The organism is Pseudomonas putida (assembly GCF_050990305.1).
Lineage (GTDB): Bacteria > Pseudomonadota > Gammaproteobacteria > Pseudomonadales > Pseudomonadaceae > Aquipseudomonas > Aquipseudomonas putida_AH.
On record NZ_CP158817.1, the window covers coordinates 678,361 to 700,762 of the forward strand.

The window sequence follows — 22,402 nt, forward strand, 5'->3', positions numbered from 1 at the left end:
CCCCCGAAGCTATACGCCTTCAGGAGAGCCCGATGAACCTTGTTGAACTGACCGAACGCCTGCACGCCATCCGCGACCGCAATGACTGGCGGCAATTTCACAGCCCGAAAAACCTGGCCATGGCCGCCAGTGTCGAAATGAGCGAGCTGGTGGAGATTTTCCAATGGCTGACCGAAGACCAGTCGCGGCAATTGCCGACGGACAAGCTGGCCCATGCCGGGCAGGAAATCGGCGATATCGTCCTCTATCTATTGTTGTTGTGCAGTGAGTTGGGCCTGGATATGAATGAAGTGGTGCGCAGCAAACTGGCCGACAGTGAGCGGAGGTTCAGCTGATGAGCGACCGTCATTTCGATCAATTGGCGACGCGTTTTGCGGAAAAAATCTACGGTGGGGCCAAAGGCGCGATTCGCCTGGCGGTACTGCAGGCTGACCTGGCCGAAATCCTGCCGGAGCGACCGCTGCGAGTCCTGGACATTGGTGCCGGCCTTGGCCACATGTCGTTGTGGCTGGCCGAGCGTGGACATCAGGTGACATTGGCCGAGCCGGCCGAACCCATGCTCGAAGGCGCCCGTCAGCGCTTCGCCGAAGCAGGACAAACCGCAACCTTCATTCAGGCACCGTGGCAGAACCTGCTCGGTCAGCTCACCGAACCCTACGATCTGGTGCTGTGTCACGCCGTGCTGGAATGGCTGGCCGAGCCCCACGCCATCCTGCCGGTGCTGCATCAATTGACCAAGGCCGACGGCTGGCTATCCCTGGCCTTCTACAACCGCGATGCGTTGATTTACCGTAACTTGCTCAAAGGCCATTTTAAAAAAATGCGCAAGAACGACATGGCCGGCGAAAAACAGAGCCTGACCCCGCAACAACCCCTGGATCCACGGGAGTTGGCGGGGCAACTTGAAGGCCTGTGGCGAGTCGAAACACAGAGCGGGGTGCGGGTATTTCACGATTACATGCCCGTGGAATTTCAGGCCCGCGCCGAGCTGCTGGACTTGCTCGAAATGGAACTGGCGCACCGCCGCCACCCAAGCTTCGCCGGGCTTGGACGTTACTTGCACTGGATTTGCCGGCCCGTCTGATCGGAGCGTGAAATGAAAAGTCGTTCTGGGTTGCTGGTGATCTGTCTGGGGCTGGCGGCCTGTGAGGGCACCAACCCTTATGTGGCGTCCTCCAACCCGATTCCCCCGGCGCCACCGCAGGCGGCGAACACCTTCGACCACAGCGCCTACCCGGCGCCGCCCCATGACTACGGGCGCTATCGCAGTTGGGCCTGGCTCGACGGGCACCTGCCGCAGGGCACTGCGTGGGCGGACTCGGAGCAGGTGGCCGAAGCGGTGAGCAATGCGCTTGATCAACGCGGCTTGCGCCCCGTGCACGGCGATCGCCCGGCGGATTTGTTTGTCAGCGCTGAATTGCGCCTGGAAACCCGCTTGCGCCAGGTTCAGGACGATTACGGGTACTACGGTGGTTATGGTGGCTATAACCACTATGGCCCGGGTTATGGCATGTACGGCAGCGTGCCGATCGTGCGGACTTATCAGGAGCAGGTGCTCGTGGTGCTGGTGGATCTGTATGACGCACAGAACGGTCAAGCGGTGTGGAGTTCCAGCGCCGAAACCGGCAGCCGAAGCACTCAGAGCCAACAAACCGATGCCATCCGGGAGGCTGTAGAAAAGGCAATGTCGGCGTATCCTCCTAGTTAGGCTTTCTGTAAATAAGAAGCCTTTCGCAGGTTTATGTCTTCAACCGGAGAACCATCATGTTCCGCCGTTTCTCTTTACTGGCAGTGGCCGCGCTGCTCAGTGCCTGCGCCGCCAACCAGGTTAACCATGACTTCGATGCCAGCCGCGATTTCGCTGCCTATCGCAGCTGGAGCTGGAAAGAACCCGCCTTGCAATATCGCCCCGACGACCCTCGGATCAAGAGCGACCTGACCGAGCAACGCGTGCGCCAGTCGGTGGCCGATCAACTGGATCAGCGCGGCCTGCGTCCAGCCGCCGGTGATGCCAAGGCTGATTTGAATGTGCAGACCTACCTGATTGTCGAAGAGCGCCAGCAACAGGTGACCACCAACTATGGCGGCGGTTGGGGTAACCCATGGAACGGCTACTGGGGCGCGCCGATGTACAACGAAACCCGCAACATCAGCTACAAAGTGGCGACCATCCAGATCGACCTGCTCGATGGCAAGGACGGCAAACTGGTATGGCGTGGCAGTGACGAACAGATCCTGAGCCGCACACCGAATCCCTCGGATCGCAGCACGGCGATACACGACACGGTCGCGCGGATATTGGCCAACTACCCACCCCACGGATAACCCCTACATCCGCCCTCTGTAGGAGCGAAGCTTGCTCGCGAAACGCGCAACATTTGACCGTGTATCAGATTCGAAAAGATCGCAGCCTTCGGCAGCTCCTACAGGTGTACGCATCACCCTGTAGGAGCTGCCGAAGGCTGCGATCTTTTGATCGGTCAGGCCACCGGCCGCCAATGCCCCACCATGTGCTCCAAGTCCCCGGCGCCGATCAATTGCAACTCGCCCGCAAGCCCCGCCGCACTGGCCAGCAAGGCAACTTCGCTGGGCAGTCGCACCGGTTTCTTGAACTGCACTGCAATCTCGATGTTCGCTGTCGGTAAATGGTCAGCCAGCGCGGCCAGTGTGCGGGCCTTGTTCCATAAGCCATGGGCAATGGCCGAAGGAAAACCGAACAGCTTGGCGCTGGCCGCACTCAGGTGAATGGGGTTGTAGTCGCCCGAAACCCTGGCGTACTGCCGGCCGATGTCCGAAGGCGCTTTCCATTGGGCCACTTGCGTCAACGGCTGGTTCAACGCCAGTGTGTCATCGACCGGCTCGCCCTCAAGCTTGACCCCGCGACAGAGCATCTGGCTTTGCGCCTCCCACAACGTGCCCAATTGATCGTCCAGGGTGGTCACCAGATCGAAGGTGGCGCCCTTGGCGTGGGGTTGCAGGTTCTGCACCTTGACGCTGACCCGTGCCCGATTGAGCCCACCCATGGGGCGCAGCACGCGAATGCGATTACTCAGGTGAATCAACCCTAGCAACGGAAACGGAAACTCCTTGGCGGTGAGCAACTGCATCTGTAAGGCGAAGGCGAGGATGTGGGGATAGGTTGGTGGCAGCAGGCTGTTGTCGGCGAAACCGCACACCTTGCGATAGGCCGCCAAGCGCTGAGGGTCGACATCGACCCAGCAACGCAGTCCCGAGACGGGCAGGGCGGTGCCGGTGATCTTGCGCCGCGTCGCGGCTTTCCCATACAGCGGGGCCAGGGAGGGTTCACGGTCGAGGGTGTGCCAATCAGTCCTCATGCCTAAGCCCCCAGAACGCTTTGCCCGCACACACGCAACGCCTGCCCGGTGAACGCACCGGTGCCCGGTTGCGCAAGCCACGCCACGGCTTCGGCGACGTCTTGCGGCAAGCCGCCCTGGCCTAGCGAACTCATGCGCCGACCAGCCTCGCGCAGGCCGAAGGGCACCCGTGCGGTCATCTGGGTTTCGATAAAACCGGGCGCCACTGCGTTGATGCTGATGCCTCTCTCCTGTAACAACGGCGCCCAGGCTTGCGCCAGCCCGATCAACCCGGCCTTGCTCGCCGCGTAGTTGGTTTGCCCGCGATTGCCGGCGATGCCGCTGATCGAGGCCAGCAGAATGACCCGTGCATTGTCACGCAGCGTGCCATGGTCGAGCAGGGCCTGTGTCAGTACTTGTGGGGCATTGAGGTTGACCGCGAGCACGGCATCCCAGAAATCCGGTGTCATGTTGGCCAGGGTTTTATCCCGGGTGATGCCGGCGTTGTGCACCAGGATGTCGAGCCCGTCGGGCAATTGTTCGACCAGTTGCGTGGCGGCATCTTCGGCACAAATGTCCAGCGTGAGGCTGCGCCCGCCGAGGCGTGCTGCCAGGGCTTCTAGATCGTTTTTCGCCGGTGGGACATCGAGCAGGATGACCTCGGCGCCATCGCGGGCCAGGGTTTCGGCGATGGAGGCGCCAATGCCCCGTGCCGCGCCGGTGACCAGTGCTTTTCGCCCGGCCAGCGGGCGTGTCCAGTCGGTCACCTGGGTGTTGCAGGCGTTCAGGCGTATCACCTGCCCGGAGACGAAAGCGCTTTTGGGCGAGAGGAAAAACCGCAGCGGGCCTTCGAGTTGATCTTCGGCGCCTTCGCCGACGTAGATCAGTTGCAAGGTGCCGCCGCTGCGCAGCTCCTTGGCCAGCGAGCGACTGAAACCTTCAAGCGCGCGTTGGGCGCTGGCGGCAAACGGATCACGCAACGATTCAGGGGCGCGCCCGAGAATCACCAGGTGCGCGCAGTGATCGAGGTTCTTCATCAGCGGCTGGAAGAACTCACGCAGTTGTTTGAGCTGATCGGCTTGCAGCAGGTCGCTGGCATCGAACACCACGGCCTTGAGTTTCGGGCCATGACCGGGAATCCACGCAGCCGCCATCGAAGGGTCGGTGCCGTAGCTGTAGATCGCGTCCGTCAGGCGGTTGGCGAACACACTGACTTTTTCCGCCAATGGCCCGCCACCGATCAGTAACGGCCCCTCGACCGGCCGCAACCGGCCAGCCTGCCAGCGTTCCAGGCGTACCGGTGAAGGCAGGCCCAAAGCCCCGACCAGACGATGGCCGATGGACGAATTGGCGAAGTCGATATAGCGGTCAGACATGGAACGCGCTCCGGAAGCTGGGGTTCAAAGTGTGGACCATGATTGGCAATCAGTCGTTCGATCCACGGGATACGGCCTACGCTTGAGCTATGCACATGTAATGGCAACGCAATCCCTGTAGGAGCCGAGCTTGCTCGCGATGGCGGTCCGTCAGTCACCATCAATGTAGCTGACGCGCCGCCATCGCGAGCAAGCTCGGCTCCTACAGGTTCGGCGATCATTTGGAACTTTCATCAGGAGCTTTTCATGACTCAGTTGCGCCGCGTCGCGATCATTGGCGGTAACCGTATTCCCTTCGCTCGCTCCAATGGGCCGTACGCCACCGCCAGTAACCAGGACATGCTCACGGCCGCACTCGAAGGTTTGATCGAGCGCTACAACCTGCACGGCCTGCGCATTGGCGAGGTGGTTGCAGGGGCCGTGCTCAAGCACTCCCGGGACATGAACCTGACTCGTGAATGTGTGCTGGGTTCGCGGCTGTCACCCATGACGCCGGCCTACGACATCCAGCAGGCCTGCGGTACCGGGTTGGAAGCGGCGCTGCTGGTGGCCAACAAAATTGCCCTGGGCCAGATCGAATGCGGCATTGCCGGTGGCGTCGACACCACGTCTGATGCCCCGATCAGTGTCAGCGAAGGGCTGCGCAAGATCCTGCTGCAAGCCAATCGCGCCAAGAGCACCGGCGACAAACTGAAAACCTTCCTGCAATTGCGACCCCGGCACCTGATCCCCGAGTTCCCGCGCAACGGTGAACCGCGTACGGGGTTGTCCATGGGACAGCACTGCGAGTTGATGGCGCAGACCTGGAGCATTTCCCGTGAGGCACAGGATCAGTTGGCCCTGGAAAGTCACCGGAAACTGGCGGCGTCCTATGCCGAGGGTTGGCACAACGATTTGATGACGCCGTACCTTGGCCTGACTCGCGACAATAATTTGCGCCCGGATTCGACACTGGAAAAGCTCGCCAACCTCAAGCCCGCCTATGAGAAAAGCGCCAAGGGTACGCTGACCGCTGGCAATTCCACGCCGCTGACTGATGGTGCCTCGCTGGTGCTGTTGGGTAGCGAAGAGTGGGCGAAGGCACGCGGCTTGCCGATCCTCGCCTACCTGCGCGATGGCGAAGCGGCGGCGGTGGATTTCGTCAACGGTGCCGAAGGCCTGTTGATGGCGCCGGTGTATGCCGTGCCGAGATTGCTGGCGCGCAATGGTTTGACCTTGCAGGACTTCGACTACTACGAAATCCACGAAGCGTTTGCCGCGCAAGTGCTCTGCACGCTTAAGGCCTGGGAAGATCCCGAGTACTGCAAAACCCGTCTGGGTCTTGATGCGCCGCTGGGCTCGATCGATCGCAGCAAGCTCAACGTCAAAGGCAGCTCGCTGGCGGCGGGACACCCGTTTGCGGCTACCGGTGGGCGCATCGTGGCTAATCTGGCGAAGCTGCTGGATGCGGCGGGTAAGGGGCGGGGGTTGGTGTCGATTTGCGCGGCGGGTGGGCAGGGGGTGACCGCCATCATCGAACTTTGACTCCTGTAGGAGCAAGCTCTGCTCCTACAAAGGGCTGCGGTGTTGAATTGATTTGGAGCATGGCCTAACGTCGCTTCATCCGCCGTCCCGCAACACAAGGCCAATCAATGCCGACCAACGGACAAGTGTCCCTCGAACGCAGCATCCCGCCCCTTACCGTTTTGCCGCGCCCGCTGTACGCCCGAGTAGAGAGCCTGAATGCAGGTTCGTGGACGGCTTCGCACAGCCACGATTGGGTGCAGTTTTCCTACGCCATTAGCGGCGTTCTCGGCGTGCACACCGCCGAGGGCAGTTTCTTTGCGCCGCCGCAGTGGGGCATCTGGATTCCGGCGGATCTTGAGCATCAAGTGGTGACGTCGATGCGCGCCGAGATGCGCAGCCTGTATGTGCGTCGCGAGGATTGCCTGTGGGCGGAGGGTCGTTGCCGTGTGCTGGAAGTGACGCCACTGGCGCGGGAACTGATCAAGAGCTTTTGCCTGCTGCCGGTGGAGTATCCGCAGGGCGACAGCCCGCAAGCGCGTCTGGTGAGTGTGCTGCTGGATCAACTGGCGGCGTTGCCGGAAGTCGGGTTCTCCCTACCATTACCTCGCCATGAACGGCTGCTGGGGCTGTGCAATGAGTTGATCGAGAACCCTGAGCGTAACGTGACCTTGCAGGAGTGGGCTGAGCGATTGGGGACGTCGGAGAAAACCCTGATGCGCCTGTTTCAGCGCGAAACCGGTTTGAGCTTTCGCGGCTGGCGCCAGCGCATGCGGTTGCTGTCGTCGTTGAGCTTGCTGGAGGAGGGGGACAGCGTGACCAATGCCGCGCTGGCCTGTGGGTATGACTCGACGTCGGCGTTTATTGCGGCGTTTAAATCGTTGTTCGGGTTTACCCCGGGAGAGTTGTTTCGGCAGTGATGACACTTTCGCGGGCAAGCCTCGCTCCTACAGGGGGTAAACAATACCTGTAGGAGCGAGGCTTGCCCGCGAATGGCGTTAAATCAGGTCCGGAACCGCCGCACCAACCCATCCAGCTCATTGGACAACCCGGCCAGGCTCTGGGAGTCCACTCGCGCCGAGTTCGCCAGTTCCGCCACCAACTGCGCATCACCATGGATCTGGCTGATGTGCCGGTTGATGTCTTCGGCGACCTGGTGCTGTTGCTCCGCCGCCGTGGCGATCTGGGTGTTCATGTCGCGGATCACGTCCACCGACTCGCGGATCTGCCCGAAGCTGCTGCGCGCTTCGCCGATGCGGGTCACCGATTGTTGCGACACTTCCAGGCTCGCGTGCATCTGCTGGGTTACTTGGCTGGTGCGTTTGGCCAGGTTGCCCAGCAGCCCGTCGATCTCTGCCGTGGAATCGGCGGTACGCTTGGCCAGCGCCCGCACTTCGTCCGCCACCACCGCAAAACCACGACCTTGTTCGCCGGCCCGCGCCGCTTCAATGGCCGCGTTCAGCGCCAGCAAGTTGGTCTGTTCGGCGATTGAGCGAATGGTGCCGAGGATCGATTGAATGTCATTACTGTCGCGCTCCAGTTGCTGCATCGACTGGGCCGACTGTTCGATTTCCTGGCTCAGGCGATCCACGCTGTTCACGGCGGCATCGATCTGCTGCTGACCTTCGCGGGCCTGGCGCTGGCCGCTGTCGGCCGACTCGGCGGCCTGGCTGCAAGAACGTGCCACTTCGTTGGCGGTGGCGACCATTTCGTGGAACGCCGTGGACACCATGTCCACCGCCTCGCGCTGGCGTCCGGCGGCTTCGGCCATGTCGCTGGAGACCTGGGTCGAACTCTTGGAGGTGGCGAGGATTTTGGTCGCAGCACCGCCAATGCTCTGGATCAGGTTGCGAATGGCGGTCAGGAACTGGTTGAACCAGTTGGCCAGTTGCGCGGTTTCGTCTTTGCCACGGATTTGTAGATTCTTGGTCAGGTCGCCTTCACCCTGGGCAATGCCTTCCAGACCGTCGGCCACGCTGCGGATCGGTCGCACGATAAGGCTGGCGAAGCTGGCGCCGACAACGGCGAAGATCACCGCCAGCACCGCGGCGATGACCGCGATCAACCAGGTCAGTTGGGTGGCGGTGCTCATCACGTCGCCTTGCTTGATCAGGCCAATGAAGGTCCAGCCCAGTTGCTCCGATGGCCAGACGTTGGCCATGTAGCGCTCGCCATCGAGTTCGACTTCAACCATGCCCTTGCCGGCCTTGGCCAGTTGCGCATAACCCTCGCCGAGGCTGCCCAAGGCCTTGAAGTTGTGATCGGGCTGCTTGGGATCGACCAGCACGGTGCCGGAGTTTTCCAGCAGCATCAGGTAGCCGGTTTCGCCGAGCTTGATCTGTTTGACCAGTTCGGTGAGCTGTTTGAGCGATACGTCGATGCTGACCACGCCGCCGTTGGTGCCCAGCTTGTTGTCGACGGTGCGAACGGTGCTGACGTAGGACGTATCGTTCTCCGCCCAGTAGTAAGCCTCGGTACGGAACGGTTTGCCCGGTTTGGCCTGGGCTGCCTTGTACCATGGGCGCTGGCGTGGGTCGTAGTTGCTCAGCTTGGCATCGTCCGGCCACGAAACGTATCCGCCAGCCGCGGTGCCGAGGATGGCGTAGGCGTAGGAAGGGTGGGCGTTGCCCAGGTCTTGCAGGAAGCCGAAGATCTTTTTGTCCATCTCGCCCTGGGGAACGCTGGCGGCGTTGGCGTCCATGTAGGTCTTGAGGCTGTCGTCGGAGTTTTTGATCAGCGGTTGCTTGGCCAGGTACTCGACGTTTTGGCTGATGCCATCGAAGAACAATTGCATGGCATTGCTGACCTGACGGATTTCGCGACCGCTGCTGTCGACGAATTCGTCCTTGGCATCACTGCGCAAGTTCAGCACAACGAGGGTGGCGACCAGCACCACAGGCAAGCAGGCGATGATTGCAAACGCCCAGGTCAACTTCTGTTTGATGTTCATCCGCGCTCCAGATTTTCTTGTAGGCCCACGCAGTGCAGATGACTCGCGGTTTATTGGCAGCCGTAAACGTTTTTGATCAACCCGGTTCCCTGGGGCGACATCGTCTTTGCAAGGCAACGATTGTCGGACAAATCGTTTTGTCACTCAGGGCTTCGGCTGTTGTCGGAGGAAATTAAGGGTTTGCTGAAAAAATCCTGCGAAGGACCGTCAGTCGAGAGACCAGCCGTTGTCCGGCACATTCTGTGGTTCTTGAGGTGTGTGCCAGCGTTCATAGGTCGCCACCCCCTCCCATCGGTGAGTGGATTGCCGTATAACGAATGACTTTCGCGTGTTTGGTAATAAAGGACCCAGAATAAAAGCTGATGAAGACTCCAAAACGCATTGAACCCCTGATCGAGGACGGTCTGGTCGACGAGGTGCTGCGCCCACTCATGAGTGGTAAAGAAGCAGCTGTTTATGTGGTGCGCTGCGGTAACCAGTTACGCTGCGCGAAGGTCTACAAGGAGGCGAATAAACGCAGTTTCCGCCAGGCGGCCGAATACCAGGAAGGCCGCAAGGTGCGCAACAGCCGTCAGGCCCGGGCCATGGCCAAGGGCTCCAAGTTTGGCCGCAAGGAAGCCGAAGACGCTTGGCAGAACGCCGAAGTGGCGGCGCTGTTCCGTCTGGCCAATGCCGGCGTACGAGTGCCCAAGCCGTATGACTTCCTCGAAGGCGTGTTGCTGATGGAGCTGGTCGCCGACGAGTACGGTGATGCCGCACCGCGCCTGAACGACGTGGTGCTGGAGCCGGATCAGGCACGTGAGTATCACGCTTACCTGATTTCGCAGATCGTGCTGATGTTGTGTACCGGTCTGGTGCACGGTGACTTGTCCGAGTTCAACGTCCTGTTGACCCCGACTGGCCCCGTGATCATCGATTTGCCGCAAGCGGTGGATGCGGCGGGTAATAACCACGCGTTCAGCATGCTGGAGCGGGATGTCGGCAACATGGCGTCCTACTTCGGGCGTTTTGCGCCGGAGTTGAAGAAAACCAGGTACGCCAAGGAAATGTGGGCCCTGTACGAGGCCGGCACCTTGCATCCGGGCAGCGTCCTGACCGGCGAGTTTGCCGACTCGGAAGAAGTGGCCGACGTGGGCGGGGTCATGCGTGAAATCGAAGCCGCCCGTCGGGATGAAGAGCGCAAGCAAGCAGCTCGCGCTGCGGACGATGCGCCACCTGGCAAGACCGAAGAGCCGCCTCCGCCGTGGATGCAGTGATCGGTTAAAACAAAAAACCGGCTTTGGCCGGTTTTTTTGTGGGTGAAAATTTAAGATTCACATTGCCTGATAGTCCGCTATCGCGGGCAAGCCTTGCTCCTACAGGTTTGTGTGGTGCGTGGTTTTGGCGTTCACATAAATCTGTAGGAGCAGGGCTTGCCCGCGATGGCGTCGGCACATTCAACATCAATGTGTCAGGCTCCAATCGGTGCCGCACAACACCCCGACTCCAGCTCCTTGAGAATCGGGCAATCCGGACGGTGATCGCCCTGACAATGCTCGACCAGGTCTTGCAAGGTATCGCGCAACTGACCCAGTTCACGAATCTTCTGGTTCAACTCGTCGATGTGCTGGCGAGCCAATGCCTTCACATCGGCACTGGCCCGTTGGCGGTCCTGCCAGAGGGTCAGCAGCTTGCCGACTTCTTCTAGGGAAAACCCCAGGTCCCGGGAACGCTTGATGAACGCCAGGGTGTGCAGGTCGTCGTCGCCATACACCCGGTAACCGCTGTCGGTGCGGTGAGCCGCCCTGAGCAGGCCGATGGACTCGTAATAACGGATCATCTTCGCGCTCAGGCCGCTGTGGCGGGCCGCTTGGCCGATGTTCATCGGTTGTCCTCCAGATCCTTGGGTTTCCAGGTTTTCAACAGTAACGCATTGCTCACCACGCTGACGCTCGACAACGCCATCGCCGCTCCGGCCAATACCGGGTTGAGAAAGCCGAAGGCTGCCAAGGGAATGCCGATCAGGTTGTAGACGAAGGCCCAGAACAGGTTTTGTCGGATCTTCGCGTAGGTCTTGCGACTGATTTCCAGCGCCGCCGGAACCAGGCGCGGATCGCCACGCATCAGGGTGATCCCCGCGGCGTGCATGGCCACATCGGTGCCGCCACCCATGGCGATGCCGATGTCGGCGGCCGCCAATGCGGGTGCATCGTTGATGCCGTCGCCGACCATGGCCACCACCCCGGTTTTCTTGAGTATCGCGACTTCGGCGGCTTTGTCCGCCGGCAGCACTTCAGCGTGTACGTGGGCGATGCCCAGTGCGTCGGCCACCACGTTGGCACTGCCACTGTTGTCGCCGGTCAACAGGTGACTGCTGATGTGGCGTGCGTTGAGTTGTTGTACGGCTTGCAACGCACCAGGCTTGAGCGTGTCACCGAATGCGAACAGACCCAATACTCGCGGCGCAGGGTTTTGTTCGATCAGCCAGGACAGGGTTCGGCCCTCGGCTTCCCATGCGATGGCCGAATCGGTCAGGGCACCGGCGTTCAACCCGCTCTCTTGCAGCAGGCGGCGATTACCCAGTGCCAGCCGACGGCCATCGAGGCTTCCGGCAATGCCGCGTCCCATCAGGGACTGACTGTCGATGACATCGGCCACGATCAAACCGCGTTCGTTACATGTCTCCAGCACAGCCTTGGCCAGCGGATGCTCACTGCCGCGTTGCAGGGCGCCGGCCAGTTGCAGCAGGGTGGCTTCGTCACCGTCGAGGGCACTCAAGTGGGCAATGCGTGGGTTACCCGACGTCAGGGTGCCGGTTTTGTCGAACACCACCGCGCTGACTTCGTGGGCACGCTCCAGGGCTTCGGCGTCCTTGATCAGAATCCCGTGACGCGCCGCCACGCCGGTGCCGGCCATGATCGCCGTCGGCGTGGCCAGGCCCAATGCACAAGGGCAAGCGATCACCAACACTGCGACGGCATTGATCAGCGCGGTTTCCAGGGGCGCGCCATACAACCACCAGCCGATCAAGGTCGCCAGGGCCAACAGCAGCACCACCGGCACGAAGACCTGGCTGACTTTATCCACCAGTTTCTGGATCGGGGCCTTGGCGGCCTGAGCGTCCTCAACCAGACGAATAATCCGCGCCAGTACCGTTTCCGCGCCGAGTGCCCGAGTGCGCACCAGCAACCGGCCTTCTCCATTGATCGCGCCACCGGTAACGCTATCGCCGGGTTGTTTGGGTACCGGCAGGCTTTCGCCGCTGATCAGGGCTTCATCTGCGTGGCTCTGGCCGTCCACCACTTCACCGTCCACCGGGAAGCGTTCGCCGGGTTTGACCAGTACCAAATCATCGAGACGCAGGGCGCTGATGGCGACATCTTGCTCTTGGCCGTCAACCACCCGGATCGCCCGCTCCGGACGCAGCGCTTCCAGGGCGCGAATGGCGCTGGCGGTCTGGCGCTTGGCGCGGCTCTCCAGGTATTTACCCAACAGCACCAAGGCAATCACCACCGCCGAGGCTTCGAAATACAAATGCGGCATGCCCCCAGCGGCGGTGGCCCACTCGTAAATGCTCAAGCCATACCCGGCGCTGGTGCCCAGGGCAACCAGCAAGTCCATGTTGCCGGCCCCGGCACGCACGGCTTTCCAGGCGGCGGCATAAAACCGCGCCCCGAAGATGAACTGCACCGGCGTAGCCAGCACGAATTGCGCCCAGGCCGGGAGCATCCAGTGCACACCGAACGGTTGCAGCAACATCGGCAAGACCAGCGGCAAGGCGAGGGCGATGGCCGCGATCACGGCCCAGCGTTCGCGGTGCAGGCGGATCTGTTGATTGTCGGTTGATGGGTGTTCAGCTTCCCAAACGCTGGCGGCATAACCGGCCTTGGTCACGGCAGCGATCAGGATTGGCGCATCGACCTGCCCGAGCAGTTCAAGATGCGCACGCTCGTTGGCCAGGTTGACGCTGACACTTTTGACCCCCGCTACCTTGTTCAGCGCGCGTTCTACGCGCCCGACACAGGAAGCGCAGGTCATGCCCTCAATACTCAGTTCCAGGCTGTGTTGCGGCACGCTGTACCCGGCCTTTTCCACGGCTTCCATCAAGGCGGGCAGGCTGCCGGTTGGCGCCTGGACCCGTGCCTGTTCAGTGGCCAGGTTGACACTGACGGCGCTGGCACCCATGACTTTGCTCAAGGCACGCTCGACGCGTCCCGCACAGCTGGCGCAGGTCATACCGGCAATCGGCAGATCGAAAGTGGTGGATTCGGACATGGGGCACGCTCCCTGTAGAAGATGTCTACAGGATCAACCTTGCCATGCTGGCAAGGTCAAGCGCAAAAACAGCGTGTTATCCCAACCCGGTAGGAGCGAGGCTTGCCCGCGAAGGGGGCATCACATGTGATATCGATCGTGAATATGACGGCCTCTTCGCGGGCAAGCCTCGCTCCTACGGGGGTGATTGTGTTCAGTAACCCAGGCCCGCGCGTTTGAGGTACATGCCTTCCTGCGTCATCGCGATCCGGTACTTTTGTACCTCACCCGCACGCAGCGTGATGTCCTGCGAACCCGGCGCCAGCATGCCCGGATTGCATCCTGGCACCTGGCCAGGTAGTAATTTTAGGCGCAGGGACACATTGCCCGGCGGCAGGTTGAATGAGGTGCTTTGCTCTTGGAACAGGCGCGCGGATAACTGGTCATGGATGTACACGCCAATCTCGCAACTGGTTGACACTTCCAGCCGCTCGCGGGAAATGATCAGCACGCCATAGTCCTCCCCGGCGGCATGGGCCGAGGGCATGGCGGCGAAAAGGCTGAGGAAGCCAAACAGGCTGAAAGCGGACCAGCGCATGGCTGAATCTCCCGATCGAGTCATTGATGGACGCAGCTTGGCCGAGCACGGCGCCGATTGCCAGCCCGGCAGATCACTTCAGAACTTGACCTTGCCATGGTGGCAAGCTCGACACTGGCGGCACGTTCAATCAAAAGCCTCATTAAAAGGAGTCGTCCCCATGCAAGTGTTCAGTGTTGAAGGCATGTCCTGCGGTCATTGTGTCAGAGCCATCACTCAAGCCGTGCAGGCCAAGGACCCGGCGGCCAGCGTTCGCGTGGATCTGGCGACGAAAGAAGTCGGCGTCGAGTCAGCGTTGACCGCAGACCAGGTGATCGCGGCGATCAGCGAGGAAGGCTACGAAATTAAAGTCGCCTGAGGACAGGCTCGCTCCTACACGGTTTTTTGCATTCATCCCGTGGTTTTTAATAGTTAGCGAGCTATCGGAATGTTCAAGGCGTCCATGCGCGGCTAGACTGTCGGGCTGCCGACTCCAACTGGATGCCTGATGAACTTCCGTACCATTCTGATTCTTGGCGCCTTGAGCGCTTTCGGTCCGCTGGCGATCGATTTCTATTTACCGGCGTTCCCGTCCATGGCGCTGGCCTTCGGCACAGACGAAAAACACGTTCAACTGACGCTGGCTGCGTACTTCCTCGGCTTATCCATTGGTCAGCTGGCTTACGGGCCGGTGGCGGATCGCTTCGGTCGACGCATTCCGTTGCTGACCGGTGTCGGGCTGTTTACCGCGGCTTCGTTGGCGTGCGCCTATGCACCGAGCCTGGAATGGCTGATCGCCGCCCGGTTCGTCCAGGCCCTCGGGGGCTGCGCAGGGATGGTGATCTCCCGAGCGGTGGTCAGCGACAAGTGCGATGCGGTGGGCTCGGCGAAGGTCTTTTCGCAATTAATGCTGGTGATGGGGCTGGCGCCGATTCTCGCGCCAATGCTGGGTGGCCTGCTGGTCAACACCACCGGCTGGCAGTCGATCTTCCTCGCATTGACCGGTTTCAGTGCCCTGGCAGGGTTGGCCGTTGCCTTTGGCCTGCCGGAAAGCATGCCTGCGCATGTACCGCGCCAACCCTTGTCGGGAGCGTTGCGTCAGTATGGTCGTTTGTTGAAGGACCCGGTATTCCTCGGCCATGCCTTGACCGGTGGCATCGCCATTGCCGGCATGTTTGCCTACATCGCCGGATCACCGTTCGTCTTCATCAAACTCTATGGCGTGCCTGCCGAGCATTTCGGTTGGCTGTTCGGTACCAATGCGGCGGGTTTCATTCTGGTGGCGCAAGTCAACGCACGGCTGCTGGCCAAGCGTGGGCCGGCGTTCCTGCTCGCGCGTGCGGTATGGGTTTATCTCGGCGCAGGACTGACCTTGCTGGCCGTCAGCGCACTGCACACCGTGCAATTGTGGCCATTGCTGATTCCGTTGTTCATCTGCATCGCCAGCCTCGGCTGCATCATCCCCAACGCTTCGGCCTGTGCAATGAGCGGGCAGGGTGCACGGGCCGGTAGTGCTTCGGCAATGCTCGGATGCCTGCAATTCAGTGTGGCGGCCGGCGCCGCCGCGTTGGTGGGGGTTTTGCACGACGGCAGCGCCATGCCGATGGCCATGGTTATCAGCCTGTGCGGAACTCTGGTGGTGAGCGCCGCGACGCTCACTCGGCGCTTGCAAAATGCCCGGGCTCTGGCGCAAGCCCAGGTTTGAGAGTGGACTCAGCCAACCGCACGGTGCGGCTGACGGTCAGGAATCTGATGGGGGGCATGCAGGCGCGCTTCGAGCGTGTTGGTGAAGGCGCGGGCTTCGGCTTCGCTGCGGAATGTCACCGCATGCTGGTCCAGGCGGACCTGCCACTGGGATTTAGCCAATTCTTTTATCAGGATCTTCATTACTGACCTCCTCAAGTAAAAGATTGTCACTTAGAGAAGACGATTGTAGTCCTGAATACGATCGCCAAATTGACCGCGGTCAACCTTCGGACTGACGGTGTCGCCCATCGTCGGGCGACACCGATAACGTCGAGTCAGAACCCTTCCAGCACGATCTTGCCCTTGGACTTACCGCTCTCCAGCAAGGCATGCGCGCGACGCAGGTTGGCTGCATTGATGGTGCCGAAGTGTTCGCCGACCGTGGTTTTCAAGGTGCCGGCATCGATCAGGCGCGCCACGCGGTTGAGCAGATTGTGCTGCTCGATCATGTCTGCGGTTTCGAACAGCGAGCGGGTGTACATGAACTCCCAATGCAACGACAGGCTCTTGCGCTTGAGTTTGGTCACGTCCAGGGTTTTCGGGTCATCGATCAGGGCGAGTTTGCCCTGTGGCGCCAGCGCCTCGACCAGTTGATCCAAGTGTTGATCGGTCTGGGTCAGGCTGGCGACATGGGTCACCTGTTCGATGCCGGCACGTTTGAGTGCTTCGCTCAGCGGTTGGCTATGATCGATCACGGTATTGGCGCCCAATGCCTTCACCCAGCTCTGGGTTTGTGGACGTGAAGCGGTGCCGATGACGTTCAGCCCTGTGAGCTGTTTGGCCAATTGCGTGAGTATGGAACCGACACCGCCGGCGGCACCGACAATCAGCAGGCTTTGACCTTCATCGGTTTTGCCTTCTTGTACCTGCAGGCGTTCGAACAGCAATTCCCACGCGGTGATGGCGGTCAACGGAAGCGCGGCGGCCTCGGCGAAGCCAAGGGTGTCAGGCATGTGGCCGACGATCCGCTCATCCACCACATGCCGTTCGCTGTTGCCGCCGGCACGGGCGATGGAGCCGGCGTAGTACACCTTGTCGCCCGGCTGGAACAGTGTCACGTCACTGCCCACCGCCTTGACGATACCGGCCACATCCCAACCCAGCACTTTTGCAGCGCCACCTTCAGGCTGGACGTTTTGGCGGACCTTGGTGTCCACCGGGTTGACCGAAATCGCCTTGACCTCCACCAGCAAGTCGCGAGGACCGGCAATGGGTTCCGGCAACTCGATGTCTTGCAGGGATTTTTCGTCGCTGATCGGCAGGGACGCGTAATAGGCAATGGCTTTCATGGGGGCTCCAGACAGAAATCAAGCAAAATTTGTCGATGGGATAGATGATTGGCTATTTCTCATGAAGATAAAACCCGCTAAAAGAGCAGTCTCTTTCAATGTTTTATTGATAATGGGGCTTGCGGTGCTGCGTTTCGATGACTTGCAATTGTTCGTACGGGCGGCTGACTTGGGGAGTCTGTCGGCCGCTGCACGGGGGATGGACATGTCGGCGGCGGTGGCCAGCGCCGCCTTGAAGCGTATCGAACAGCAGCTCGGCACCCGCTTGCTCGCGCGCTCAACCCGCAGCCTGCGCCTGACCGCGGAGGGCGAAGGATTTCTCGAATACGCCCGGGCAGCCCTGAGTAACCTCGACGAGGGCCGGCGTTTACTGGCCCGTGGTCAGGATCAGGTCAGCGGTGTGCTGCAACTGTCGGCACCGTCGGACTTCGGCCGCAATTTGTTGCTGCCGTGGCTGGACGAGTTTCAGCGCGAGCACCCCAAGCTGACCGTGCGCCTGTTACTCGGCGACCGCATTGCCGATCTGTTCCGCCAACCGGTGGACATCGCCCTTCGCTATGGCGAGCCGGAAGACTCCAGCCTGGTGGCATTGCCCATTGCCCCGCACAACCGGCGCGTGCTCTGTGCGGCGCCCGGTTATCTGGCCCGGTATGGCGAGCCTCGGCAATTGGAGCAATTGGCCCAGCACAACTGCCTGCTGTTCATGCTTGGCAGCCGAATCCATGACCACTGGAGTTTCCACGACGGCAAGCGCGAGGTCAGCCTGACCGTCAGCGGTGATCGGTTCAGTGACGACGCTGATGTCGTGCGGCTGTGGGCCGTGGCGGGGGCCGGGATCGCCTACAAATCCTGGCTGGATGTCGCCGCCGATGTGCTTGCTGGCCGATTGAAAGTGCTGATGCCGGAACTGCTTTGCGAGCGCGCACCGCTGAATTTGTTGTGCGCCCATCGCGCACAATTGAGTAAGCCTGTGAACCTGTTGCGGGAAATGCTTGCCAGCCGATGCGCCCGGTTGAGCAGTCATTTTCCGGGGTTGTCGGAAATCGGTCATTAATCGCAGGAAAAAAGCGAAATTTCCTTCAGGAACTATCACCGTCAGTGGGTTGTGAAACACAGGACGCGGCGATCAACCCGCCTATACTAGCGCTCGCCTCGGGTACGCACCGCCAATCGCAAGGGCCAAGCCACGCTGCATTCGGCCTTGTCCCCTGCCTATCACCGGCGCTCAGTCATCGTTGCCAGGTGATGGTCGATGACTCTGCCGGGTTAACGGCAGTTTTCACGTCTTGGCCGACGACACCTGACCGGTCAAGATGTCGCCGAGCAGTAGACGAAACGATTCAACAGGGAGTGAATTCATGGAACATGCACCTTGCATCAGCCAGATAGCCACCTTGCTGGCTGACCCAAAGCGCAGCGCAATGATGTGGGCCTTGATGGACGGCACGGCACGTCAAGCCGAAGAGCTGGCCTTGTTGGCCGGCCTGTCACCGTCTTCGGCCAGCGCTCACTTGGGACGATTGTCCACCGGTGGTCTTTTGAAAGTCGAAAATCGTGGACGCAAGCGCTTCTTCCGCCTGGCCGCTCCTGAAGTCGGTGCCGCGATCGAAGCACTGGCCAGTGCGACGCTGGCCAGCACGCCTCGCAAAACACCGGATGTTTTCAAACACAGCACCCCCCTCGCCAAGCCGGTGGTCAGGCACTCGTCCTTATTGCGTGCCCGGCTGTGTGACGATCATTTGGGTGGCACGCTGGCGGCAGATCTGTACCAGCGCTTGCTGGACGCGGGCTGGATCGAACAGTTCGATCAACGGGTCACCATCACCCTCAAGGGATCCACTGAGTTGGCGGCCCGTGGTGTGTTCATCCAGGCGCTGGCCCATCGCAATGGCAAGTCGGCGTGTGCATGTCCGGACTGGAGTGAAAGACGCCCGCACATGGGCGGGTCATTGGGGGCGGCGTTGTTGCAGTTGTTCATGCAGTCGGGGTGGTTGAGCCTGCCCAACGACTCGCGGGCCTTGCAAGTCACTGCTGCCGGACAGCGTGAAATCCACCGCTTTGCCAAGGAGACAGAGCTGGAGATGGCGTTGTAGGGGCGTGTGACAGCAGTGGGGTGCGAGTTGGAGATCTTGTGGGAGCGGGCTTGCCCGCGATAGCGGTCTGTCAGTAACAGATATGTTGAAGCTGATGGCCTCATCGCGGGCAAGCCCGCTCCCACAGGTTTTTTAGTGACCTTACGGTTTAACCAACCGCGCATCCAGGCTGTTTTGTGCCAGTCGTTTTGCCTGATCCTGGGTCATCCCCAGATCGGTATACAGCGCATGGAAGTTTTCGGTGACGTAACCGCCGAAGTACGCCGGGTCATCGGAGTTCACGGTCACTTTCACGCCACGTTCGAGCATGTCGAGGATGTTGTGCTGCGACATGTGATCGAACACGCAAAGCTTGGTGTTGGACAACGGGCATACGGTCAGCGGGATCTGCTCATCGATGATGCGCTGCATCAATCGCTCATCTTCGATGGCGCGGACGCCATGGTCGATGCGCTGGATTTTCAGCAGGTCGAGGGCTTCCCAAATGTACTCGGGCGGGCCTTCTTCACCGGCATGGGCGACGGTCAGGAAGCCTTCGCCACGGGCACGATCGAACACACGCTGGAACTTGCTTGGCGGATGCCCCATCTCGGAGCTGTCCAGGCCCACGGCGACGAATGCATCGCGGAACGGCAACGCCTGATCGAGGGTTTTCTCGGCTTGTTCTTCGCTCAAGTGGCGCAGGAAGCTGAGGATCAAACCACTGGTGATGCCCAGCTGCTGTTCGCCATCCTTCAAGGCGGCGGCGATGCCATTGAGCACCACTTCGAACGGGACGCCACGGTCGGTATGGGTCTGTGGATCGAAGAACGGTTCGGTGTGGATCACGTTCTGTTCTTTGCAGCGCAGCAGATAAGCCCAGGTCAGGTCATAGAAATCCTGGGAGGTCCGCAACACGTCGGCGCCCTGGTAATACAGGTCGAGAAACTCTTGCAGGTTGTTGAAGGCGTAAGCCTTGCGCAGGGTGTCAACATCGCTCCACGGCAGGGCGATCTTGTTACGTTCAGCCAGGGCGAACAGCAGCTCGGGTTCCAGTGAACCTTCCAGGTGCAGGTGCAGTTCTGCCTTGGGCAGGGCGTTCAGCCAGTCGTACATGTTCTTTTCTCATCAGGTGCAGATGGCGGGCATTCTACAGCGCCCGGTGGAAACAATTGGCAAAACCTGACCGGAAGGTTCATTGCCTTGGACGGGTTGTCACTTCCGGTGGGCTAAGGTCTAACGAAACATTAGCACCACGCCGCAGTCAGTCGCTTATTCGCTCCTGAAAGGCAAAAGGCCCGCCATGCTCACGATCCTCAAGCAAGAATCCTTTCTGCTGTTGGCCCTGATCGCCGCCGTGGTTGCTTTCGTGATTGAACACTGGCTGCTGCACAGCGGACAAATGATTGCGCTGATCGCCGGGGTGGTATTGGTCGCGTTTATCATCGCGGCCTCCATGCGCGTCGCCCACCAGGCCGAGCTGCTGGCGGAAAAGTCGGCGACCCCTACGGCACGATGATCCTGACCCTGGCCGCCGTATTGGTGGAAGTGGTGATCCTGGCGATCATGATGAGCAACGAAGCTTCGAAGACACTGGTTCGCGACACGATCTATTCGGCGGTGATTTTCTAGACAGACACCGCCTTGGTGTCAAAGCCCTTAGGCTTTGACACGCTCTTGCTTCTGCCTTTAAAGCAGTTAAAGCCTGCTTTTGATTAGGAGTGCTCTTGCCTTGACCTTCCTGACACACCCCGATCTATGGCATATCCCGGAAGCCCGGAAATTTTCCTCGGCCAGTGTCTGCGACTCTGCTTGAGGTCTATGGATAACTTACTGCGTAGGGAGCATCCTTGCCCTGAGCTCATACAACATCAGCGACACACGGCTAATTGTTAGGCGTTTGGCTGAGCGGAAAGAAATGGAGTTACGTAGGTGACGAACTCTACATGAGGAGTGCGATGCTCATTCCACCTTGGAGGGTTTGGGGCCGGTCGATGGCGTAAGTCGCATGTCGTGATCATCAACCGCTCCTTGGCGCGTGAAACACCTACAAAGAAGCCGCAACGCTCCTCTTGGGCTTTGCCCCAAGCCGTGTAAGTGATGATCACCGCAAGTACATATTGAGTAATTTTGGAGCTTTGGCCGGATGCCTGAAATAATCGAATTGGAGTTTCATAGTAAGGATGTGAGCGACTTTCAGATGAGTCGCTTGGTGCGAGCAAGTCTTCGAAAATACAGCGTACCCAGCCTCAACGCTCAAATCCACTTGCTAAGTCAGCGCAACCGGCGGATAGCCAAAGCTGAAACTGACCCGCCGATGCCATGGGCTATTGAGGCAAAAGCAAACCGATATCAGATGGATATAGTATATCCAAAGTCGATCTCACTCGACGGCACTCCGCCACGCATTCCCCAGTTCTCTGGCTCTAGCTCGACCAGCAGTATCAGCGGGGCATGCTCTGAAATATCGAGCTGCGCAGCGATCCTTTTACTGATCAACTGATACAGCTGGCGCTTGGTTTCCAGCTTGCGTCCTTTGAAAATCGTGATTTCAATTTGGATGAACTCACTGCGATCTCCTGGGGAGCGGAAGTGGTCTTTGTCATAGCAGACATAGCGCGCCTGGAGCTCTTCGTCACTGACCTTGAACACCGCTTTCAAGCAACCATAAATCGTGTCGATTATGGCTTTTTGGGTATCGGCGTCACGGTGTACAGGGTCTTCTACTCTAACGATTGGCATACTGGCCTCAGTTCGATTGCGGCTTGGAAGCAGCGTGCAGGAGCTCCATCAGGAACTCGGCATGTTCGTGTTTTCGGTCGTCGAGTAACCACCGCAGAGCAGCTGACGAATCCGGCGAGGATTTGTCCTGGGAGAGCTTAAAGCGTCCCTCGGTATTTTCCGGTTTTATGACCAACCCCCGAATGTGTGGCAGGTTCGATATCACCCGAGGGTCGCGCTCGTCGACCTGATAGTCAGAGGGCTGCTCTGATAACCGTGTCGCGGTTTGCTCGAGGATTTCGAGCTTGTGGCGTGGGTCGTCGACCACAGTTATGTTCGCCTGCATGTGAACGGCGAGGTAATTCCAGGTGGGGAGCTGACGCGAGACGTAAGCCTGTGGAGGAATGTAGGCCGATGGCCCCATGAAGACGATTTGAGCACTCAGAGACTGCTCGCCTTTGAACTGCGAGTTATTTCCGTCGACATGGCCGAACAACGAACCATCCGGCTGACGCCAAAGCGGAATGTGGCTACAACGAAATTGTCCGTCTCGATGCGATGTGATCATTGCCAGGGGAAAAGCATCAACGAAGCGGTCGATCATTCCCTGGTCTGTGGAAC

22 protein-coding genes and 2 pseudogenes are annotated in these 22,402 nt (G+C 60.1%); 12 read left to right on the forward strand and 12 right to left on the reverse strand.

The window, feature by feature from the left end; all coding sequences use genetic code 11:
- The first annotated feature begins 32 nt into the window (after positions 1–32).
- From ABTV22_RS03030 to ABTV22_RS03045, 4 genes are read left to right on the forward strand one after another with little or no spacing between them, the layout of a single operon-like run.
- On the forward strand, positions 33–335 hold the full coding sequence (locus ABTV22_RS03030; protein ID WP_033059559.1) for a MazG-like family protein: 303 nt from the start codon (positions 33–35) through the stop codon (positions 333–335).
- On the forward strand, positions 335–1,084 hold the full coding sequence (locus ABTV22_RS03035) for a methyltransferase domain-containing protein (RefSeq protein ID WP_433738503.1): 750 nt from the start codon (positions 335–337) through the stop codon (positions 1,082–1,084). Before ABTV22_RS03030 ends, ABTV22_RS03035 begins: the two co-directional genes overlap by 1 nt.
- A 12-nt stretch (positions 1,085–1,096) precedes the next feature.
- The gene (locus ABTV22_RS03040) at positions 1,097–1,708 is read left to right on the forward strand and encodes a DUF4136 domain-containing protein (RefSeq protein WP_433738504.1); all 612 of its coding nucleotides are present in this window, start codon (positions 1,097–1,099) and stop codon (positions 1,706–1,708) included.
- 56 nt (positions 1,709–1,764) lie between these two features.
- Positions 1,765–2,325, forward strand: coding sequence for a DUF4136 domain-containing protein (locus ABTV22_RS03045; protein ID WP_433738505.1), 561 nt, complete (start codon positions 1,765–1,767; stop codon positions 2,323–2,325).
- A 155-nt stretch (positions 2,326–2,480) separates the two neighbouring features.
- Here the strand turns inward: ABTV22_RS03045 and ABTV22_RS03050 are convergent, their stop codons facing one another.
- On the reverse strand, positions 2,481–3,335 hold the full coding sequence (locus tag ABTV22_RS03050; protein WP_433738506.1) for a MaoC family dehydratase: 855 nt from the start codon (positions 3,333–3,335) through the stop codon (positions 2,481–2,483).
- A gap of 2 nt (positions 3,336–3,337) precedes the next feature.
- On the reverse strand, positions 3,338–4,690 hold the full coding sequence (locus ABTV22_RS03055; RefSeq protein WP_433738507.1) for a 3-oxoacyl-ACP reductase: 1,353 nt from the start codon (positions 4,688–4,690) through the stop codon (positions 3,338–3,340).
- A gap of 246 nt (positions 4,691–4,936) precedes the next feature.
- On the opposite strand from ABTV22_RS03055, the gene ABTV22_RS03060 reads away from it, so the two are divergent.
- A complete protein-coding gene (locus ABTV22_RS03060) occupies positions 4,937–6,214 on the forward strand; it encodes an acetyl-CoA C-acetyltransferase (protein WP_433738508.1) in 1,278 nt (425 codons plus the stop codon).
- A gap of 107 nt (positions 6,215–6,321) precedes the next feature.
- Positions 6,322–7,113 carry an AraC family transcriptional regulator gene (locus tag ABTV22_RS03065; RefSeq protein WP_433738509.1) on the forward strand — a complete coding sequence of 264 codons (792 nt, stop codon included), beginning with the start codon at positions 6,322–6,324 and terminating at the stop codon, positions 7,111–7,113.
- A gap of 83 nt (positions 7,114–7,196) precedes the next feature.
- Here ABTV22_RS03065 and ABTV22_RS03070 read toward each other — a convergent pair whose 3' ends face one another.
- Together ABTV22_RS03070 and ABTV22_RS03075 are read right to left on the reverse strand one after the other, a co-directional pair.
- Complete coding sequence (locus ABTV22_RS03070; protein ID WP_433741283.1) at positions 7,197–7,964, reverse strand: methyl-accepting chemotaxis protein; 768 nt, start codon at positions 7,962–7,964, stop codon at positions 7,197–7,199.
- Positions 7,965–8,102: 138 nt separating this feature from the next.
- Positions 8,103–9,143 (reverse strand): annotated as a pseudogene (locus tag ABTV22_RS03075) (cache domain-containing protein); the annotation flags it as partial.
- Positions 9,144–9,505: 362 nt separating this feature from the next.
- Here ABTV22_RS03075 and ABTV22_RS03080 point away from each other — a divergent pair.
- On the forward strand, positions 9,506–10,399 hold the full coding sequence (locus ABTV22_RS03080) for a PA4780 family RIO1-like protein kinase (protein WP_433738510.1): 894 nt from the start codon (positions 9,506–9,508) through the stop codon (positions 10,397–10,399).
- A 194-nt stretch (positions 10,400–10,593) separates the two neighbouring features.
- On the opposite strand, the gene cueR is transcribed toward ABTV22_RS03080, so the two are convergent.
- The 3 genes from cueR to ABTV22_RS03095 all read right to left on the reverse strand — a co-directional run bounded on the left by cueR (position 10,594) and on the right by ABTV22_RS03095 (position 13,974).
- A complete protein-coding gene (gene cueR / locus ABTV22_RS03085) occupies positions 10,594–11,007 on the reverse strand; it encodes a Cu(I)-responsive transcriptional regulator (RefSeq protein ID WP_433738511.1) in 414 nt (137 codons plus the stop codon).
- Positions 11,004–13,397, reverse strand: coding sequence for a heavy metal translocating P-type ATPase (locus ABTV22_RS03090; protein ID WP_433738512.1), 2,394 nt, complete (start codon positions 13,395–13,397; stop codon positions 11,004–11,006). The genes cueR and ABTV22_RS03090 overlap by 4 nt, the downstream gene beginning before the upstream one ends.
- Positions 13,398–13,590: 193 nt before the next feature.
- On the reverse strand, positions 13,591–13,974 hold the full coding sequence (locus ABTV22_RS03095; RefSeq protein ID WP_433738513.1) for a hypothetical protein: 384 nt from the start codon (positions 13,972–13,974) through the stop codon (positions 13,591–13,593).
- Between the two features lie 160 nt (positions 13,975–14,134).
- On the opposite strand from ABTV22_RS03095, the gene ABTV22_RS03100 reads away from it, so the two are divergent.
- Both ABTV22_RS03100 and ABTV22_RS03105 read left to right on the forward strand, forming a co-directional pair.
- A complete protein-coding gene (locus tag ABTV22_RS03100; protein WP_433738514.1) occupies positions 14,135–14,332 on the forward strand; it encodes a heavy-metal-associated domain-containing protein in 198 nt (65 codons plus the stop codon).
- Between the two features lie 129 nt (positions 14,333–14,461).
- The gene (locus tag ABTV22_RS03105; RefSeq protein ID WP_433738515.1) at positions 14,462–15,658 is read left to right on the forward strand and encodes a multidrug effflux MFS transporter; all 1,197 of its coding nucleotides are present in this window, start codon (positions 14,462–14,464) and stop codon (positions 15,656–15,658) included.
- 8 nt (positions 15,659–15,666) lie between these two features.
- On the opposite strand, the gene ABTV22_RS03110 is transcribed toward ABTV22_RS03105, so the two are convergent.
- Both ABTV22_RS03110 and ABTV22_RS03115 read right to left on the reverse strand, forming a co-directional pair.
- Positions 15,667–15,840, reverse strand: coding sequence for a hypothetical protein (locus ABTV22_RS03110; RefSeq protein WP_433738516.1), 174 nt, complete (start codon positions 15,838–15,840; stop codon positions 15,667–15,669).
- Between the two features lie 134 nt (positions 15,841–15,974).
- Positions 15,975–16,988 carry a zinc-binding alcohol dehydrogenase family protein gene (locus tag ABTV22_RS03115; protein WP_433738517.1) on the reverse strand — a complete coding sequence of 338 codons (1,014 nt, stop codon included), beginning with the start codon at positions 16,986–16,988 and terminating at the stop codon, positions 15,975–15,977.
- Positions 16,989–17,112: 124 nt separating this feature from the next.
- Between ABTV22_RS03115 and ABTV22_RS03120 the strand changes: the two genes are divergently transcribed.
- Together ABTV22_RS03120 and ABTV22_RS03125 are read left to right on the forward strand one after the other, a co-directional pair.
- Positions 17,113–18,042: a LysR family transcriptional regulator gene (locus ABTV22_RS03120; protein WP_433738518.1), complete on the forward strand. Its 930-nt coding sequence runs from the start codon at positions 17,113–17,115 to the stop codon at positions 18,040–18,042.
- Positions 18,043–18,346: 304 nt separating this feature from the next.
- Complete coding sequence (locus tag ABTV22_RS03125; RefSeq protein WP_433738519.1) at positions 18,347–19,081, forward strand: ArsR/SmtB family transcription factor; 735 nt, start codon at positions 18,347–18,349, stop codon at positions 19,079–19,081.
- Between the two features lie 141 nt (positions 19,082–19,222).
- Here the strand turns inward: ABTV22_RS03125 and ABTV22_RS03130 are convergent, their stop codons facing one another.
- On the reverse strand, positions 19,223–20,176 hold the full coding sequence (locus ABTV22_RS03130; protein ID WP_433738520.1) for an adenosine deaminase: 954 nt from the start codon (positions 20,174–20,176) through the stop codon (positions 19,223–19,225).
- A 187-nt stretch (positions 20,177–20,363) separates the two neighbouring features.
- Here ABTV22_RS03130 and ABTV22_RS03135 point away from each other — a divergent pair.
- Positions 20,364–20,686, forward strand: a pseudogene (locus tag ABTV22_RS03135) (calcium:proton antiporter); the annotation flags it as partial.
- A 726-nt stretch (positions 20,687–21,412) separates the two neighbouring features.
- On the opposite strand, the gene ABTV22_RS03140 reads toward ABTV22_RS03135, so the two are convergent.
- Together ABTV22_RS03140 and ABTV22_RS03145 are read right to left on the reverse strand one after the other, a co-directional pair.
- Complete coding sequence (locus ABTV22_RS03140) at positions 21,413–21,802, reverse strand: tautomerase family protein (protein WP_433738521.1); 390 nt, start codon at positions 21,800–21,802, stop codon at positions 21,413–21,415.
- A gap of 7 nt (positions 21,803–21,809) precedes the next feature.
- Positions 21,810–22,385, reverse strand: coding sequence for an FMN-binding negative transcriptional regulator (locus ABTV22_RS03145; protein WP_433738522.1), 576 nt, complete (start codon positions 22,383–22,385; stop codon positions 21,810–21,812).
- Positions 22,386–22,402: the final 17 nt, after the last annotated feature.

Coding starts and splice junctions, on each gene's coding strand:
- ABTV22_RS03045 (WP_433738505.1), top strand. CDS start 1,765: ATGTTCCGCCGTTTCTCTTTACTGGCAGTGGCCGCGCTGCTCAGTGCC.
- ABTV22_RS03090 (WP_433738512.1), bottom strand. CDS start 13,397: ATGTCCGAATCCACCACTTTCGATCTGCCGATTGCCGGTATGACCTGC.
- ABTV22_RS03100 (WP_433738514.1), top strand. CDS start 14,135: ATGCAAGTGTTCAGTGTTGAAGGCATGTCCTGCGGTCATTGTGTCAGA.
- ABTV22_RS03110 (WP_433738516.1), bottom strand. CDS start 15,840: ATGAAGATCCTGATAAAAGAATTGGCTAAATCCCAGTGGCAGGTCCGC.
- ABTV22_RS03080 (WP_433738510.1), top strand. CDS start 9,506: ATGAAGACTCCAAAACGCATTGAACCCCTGATCGAGGACGGTCTGGTC.
- ABTV22_RS03070 (WP_433741283.1), bottom strand. CDS start 7,964: ATGGCCGAAGCCGCCGGACGCCAGCGCGAGGCGGTGGACATGGTGTCC.
- ABTV22_RS03030 (WP_033059559.1), top strand. CDS start 33: ATGAACCTTGTTGAACTGACCGAACGCCTGCACGCCATCCGCGACCGC.
- ABTV22_RS03055 (WP_433738507.1), bottom strand. CDS start 4,690: ATGTCTGACCGCTATATCGACTTCGCCAATTCGTCCATCGGCCATCGT.
- ABTV22_RS03065 (WP_433738509.1), top strand. CDS start 6,322: ATGCCGACCAACGGACAAGTGTCCCTCGAACGCAGCATCCCGCCCCTT.
- ABTV22_RS03140 (WP_433738521.1), bottom strand. CDS start 21,802: ATGCCAATCGTTAGAGTAGAAGACCCTGTACACCGTGACGCCGATACC.
- ABTV22_RS03115 (WP_433738517.1), bottom strand. CDS start 16,988: ATGAAAGCCATTGCCTATTACGCGTCCCTGCCGATCAGCGACGAAAAA.
- ABTV22_RS03050 (WP_433738506.1), bottom strand. CDS start 3,335: ATGAGGACTGATTGGCACACCCTCGACCGTGAACCCTCCCTGGCCCCG.
- ABTV22_RS03095 (WP_433738513.1), bottom strand. CDS start 13,974: ATGCGCTGGTCCGCTTTCAGCCTGTTTGGCTTCCTCAGCCTTTTCGCC.
- ABTV22_RS03145 (WP_433738522.1), bottom strand. CDS start 22,385: ATGATCGACCGCTTCGTTGATGCTTTTCCCCTGGCAATGATCACATCG.
- ABTV22_RS03035 (WP_433738503.1), top strand. CDS start 335: ATGAGCGACCGTCATTTCGATCAATTGGCGACGCGTTTTGCGGAAAAA.
- ABTV22_RS03125 (WP_433738519.1), top strand. CDS start 18,347: ATGGAACATGCACCTTGCATCAGCCAGATAGCCACCTTGCTGGCTGAC.
- ABTV22_RS03060 (WP_433738508.1), top strand. CDS start 4,937: ATGACTCAGTTGCGCCGCGTCGCGATCATTGGCGGTAACCGTATTCCC.
- ABTV22_RS03130 (WP_433738520.1), bottom strand. CDS start 20,176: ATGTACGACTGGCTGAACGCCCTGCCCAAGGCAGAACTGCACCTGCAC.
- ABTV22_RS03040 (WP_433738504.1), top strand. CDS start 1,097: ATGAAAAGTCGTTCTGGGTTGCTGGTGATCTGTCTGGGGCTGGCGGCC.
- ABTV22_RS03105 (WP_433738515.1), top strand. CDS start 14,462: ATGAACTTCCGTACCATTCTGATTCTTGGCGCCTTGAGCGCTTTCGGT.
- cueR (WP_433738511.1), bottom strand. CDS start 11,007: ATGAACATCGGCCAAGCGGCCCGCCACAGCGGCCTGAGCGCGAAGATG.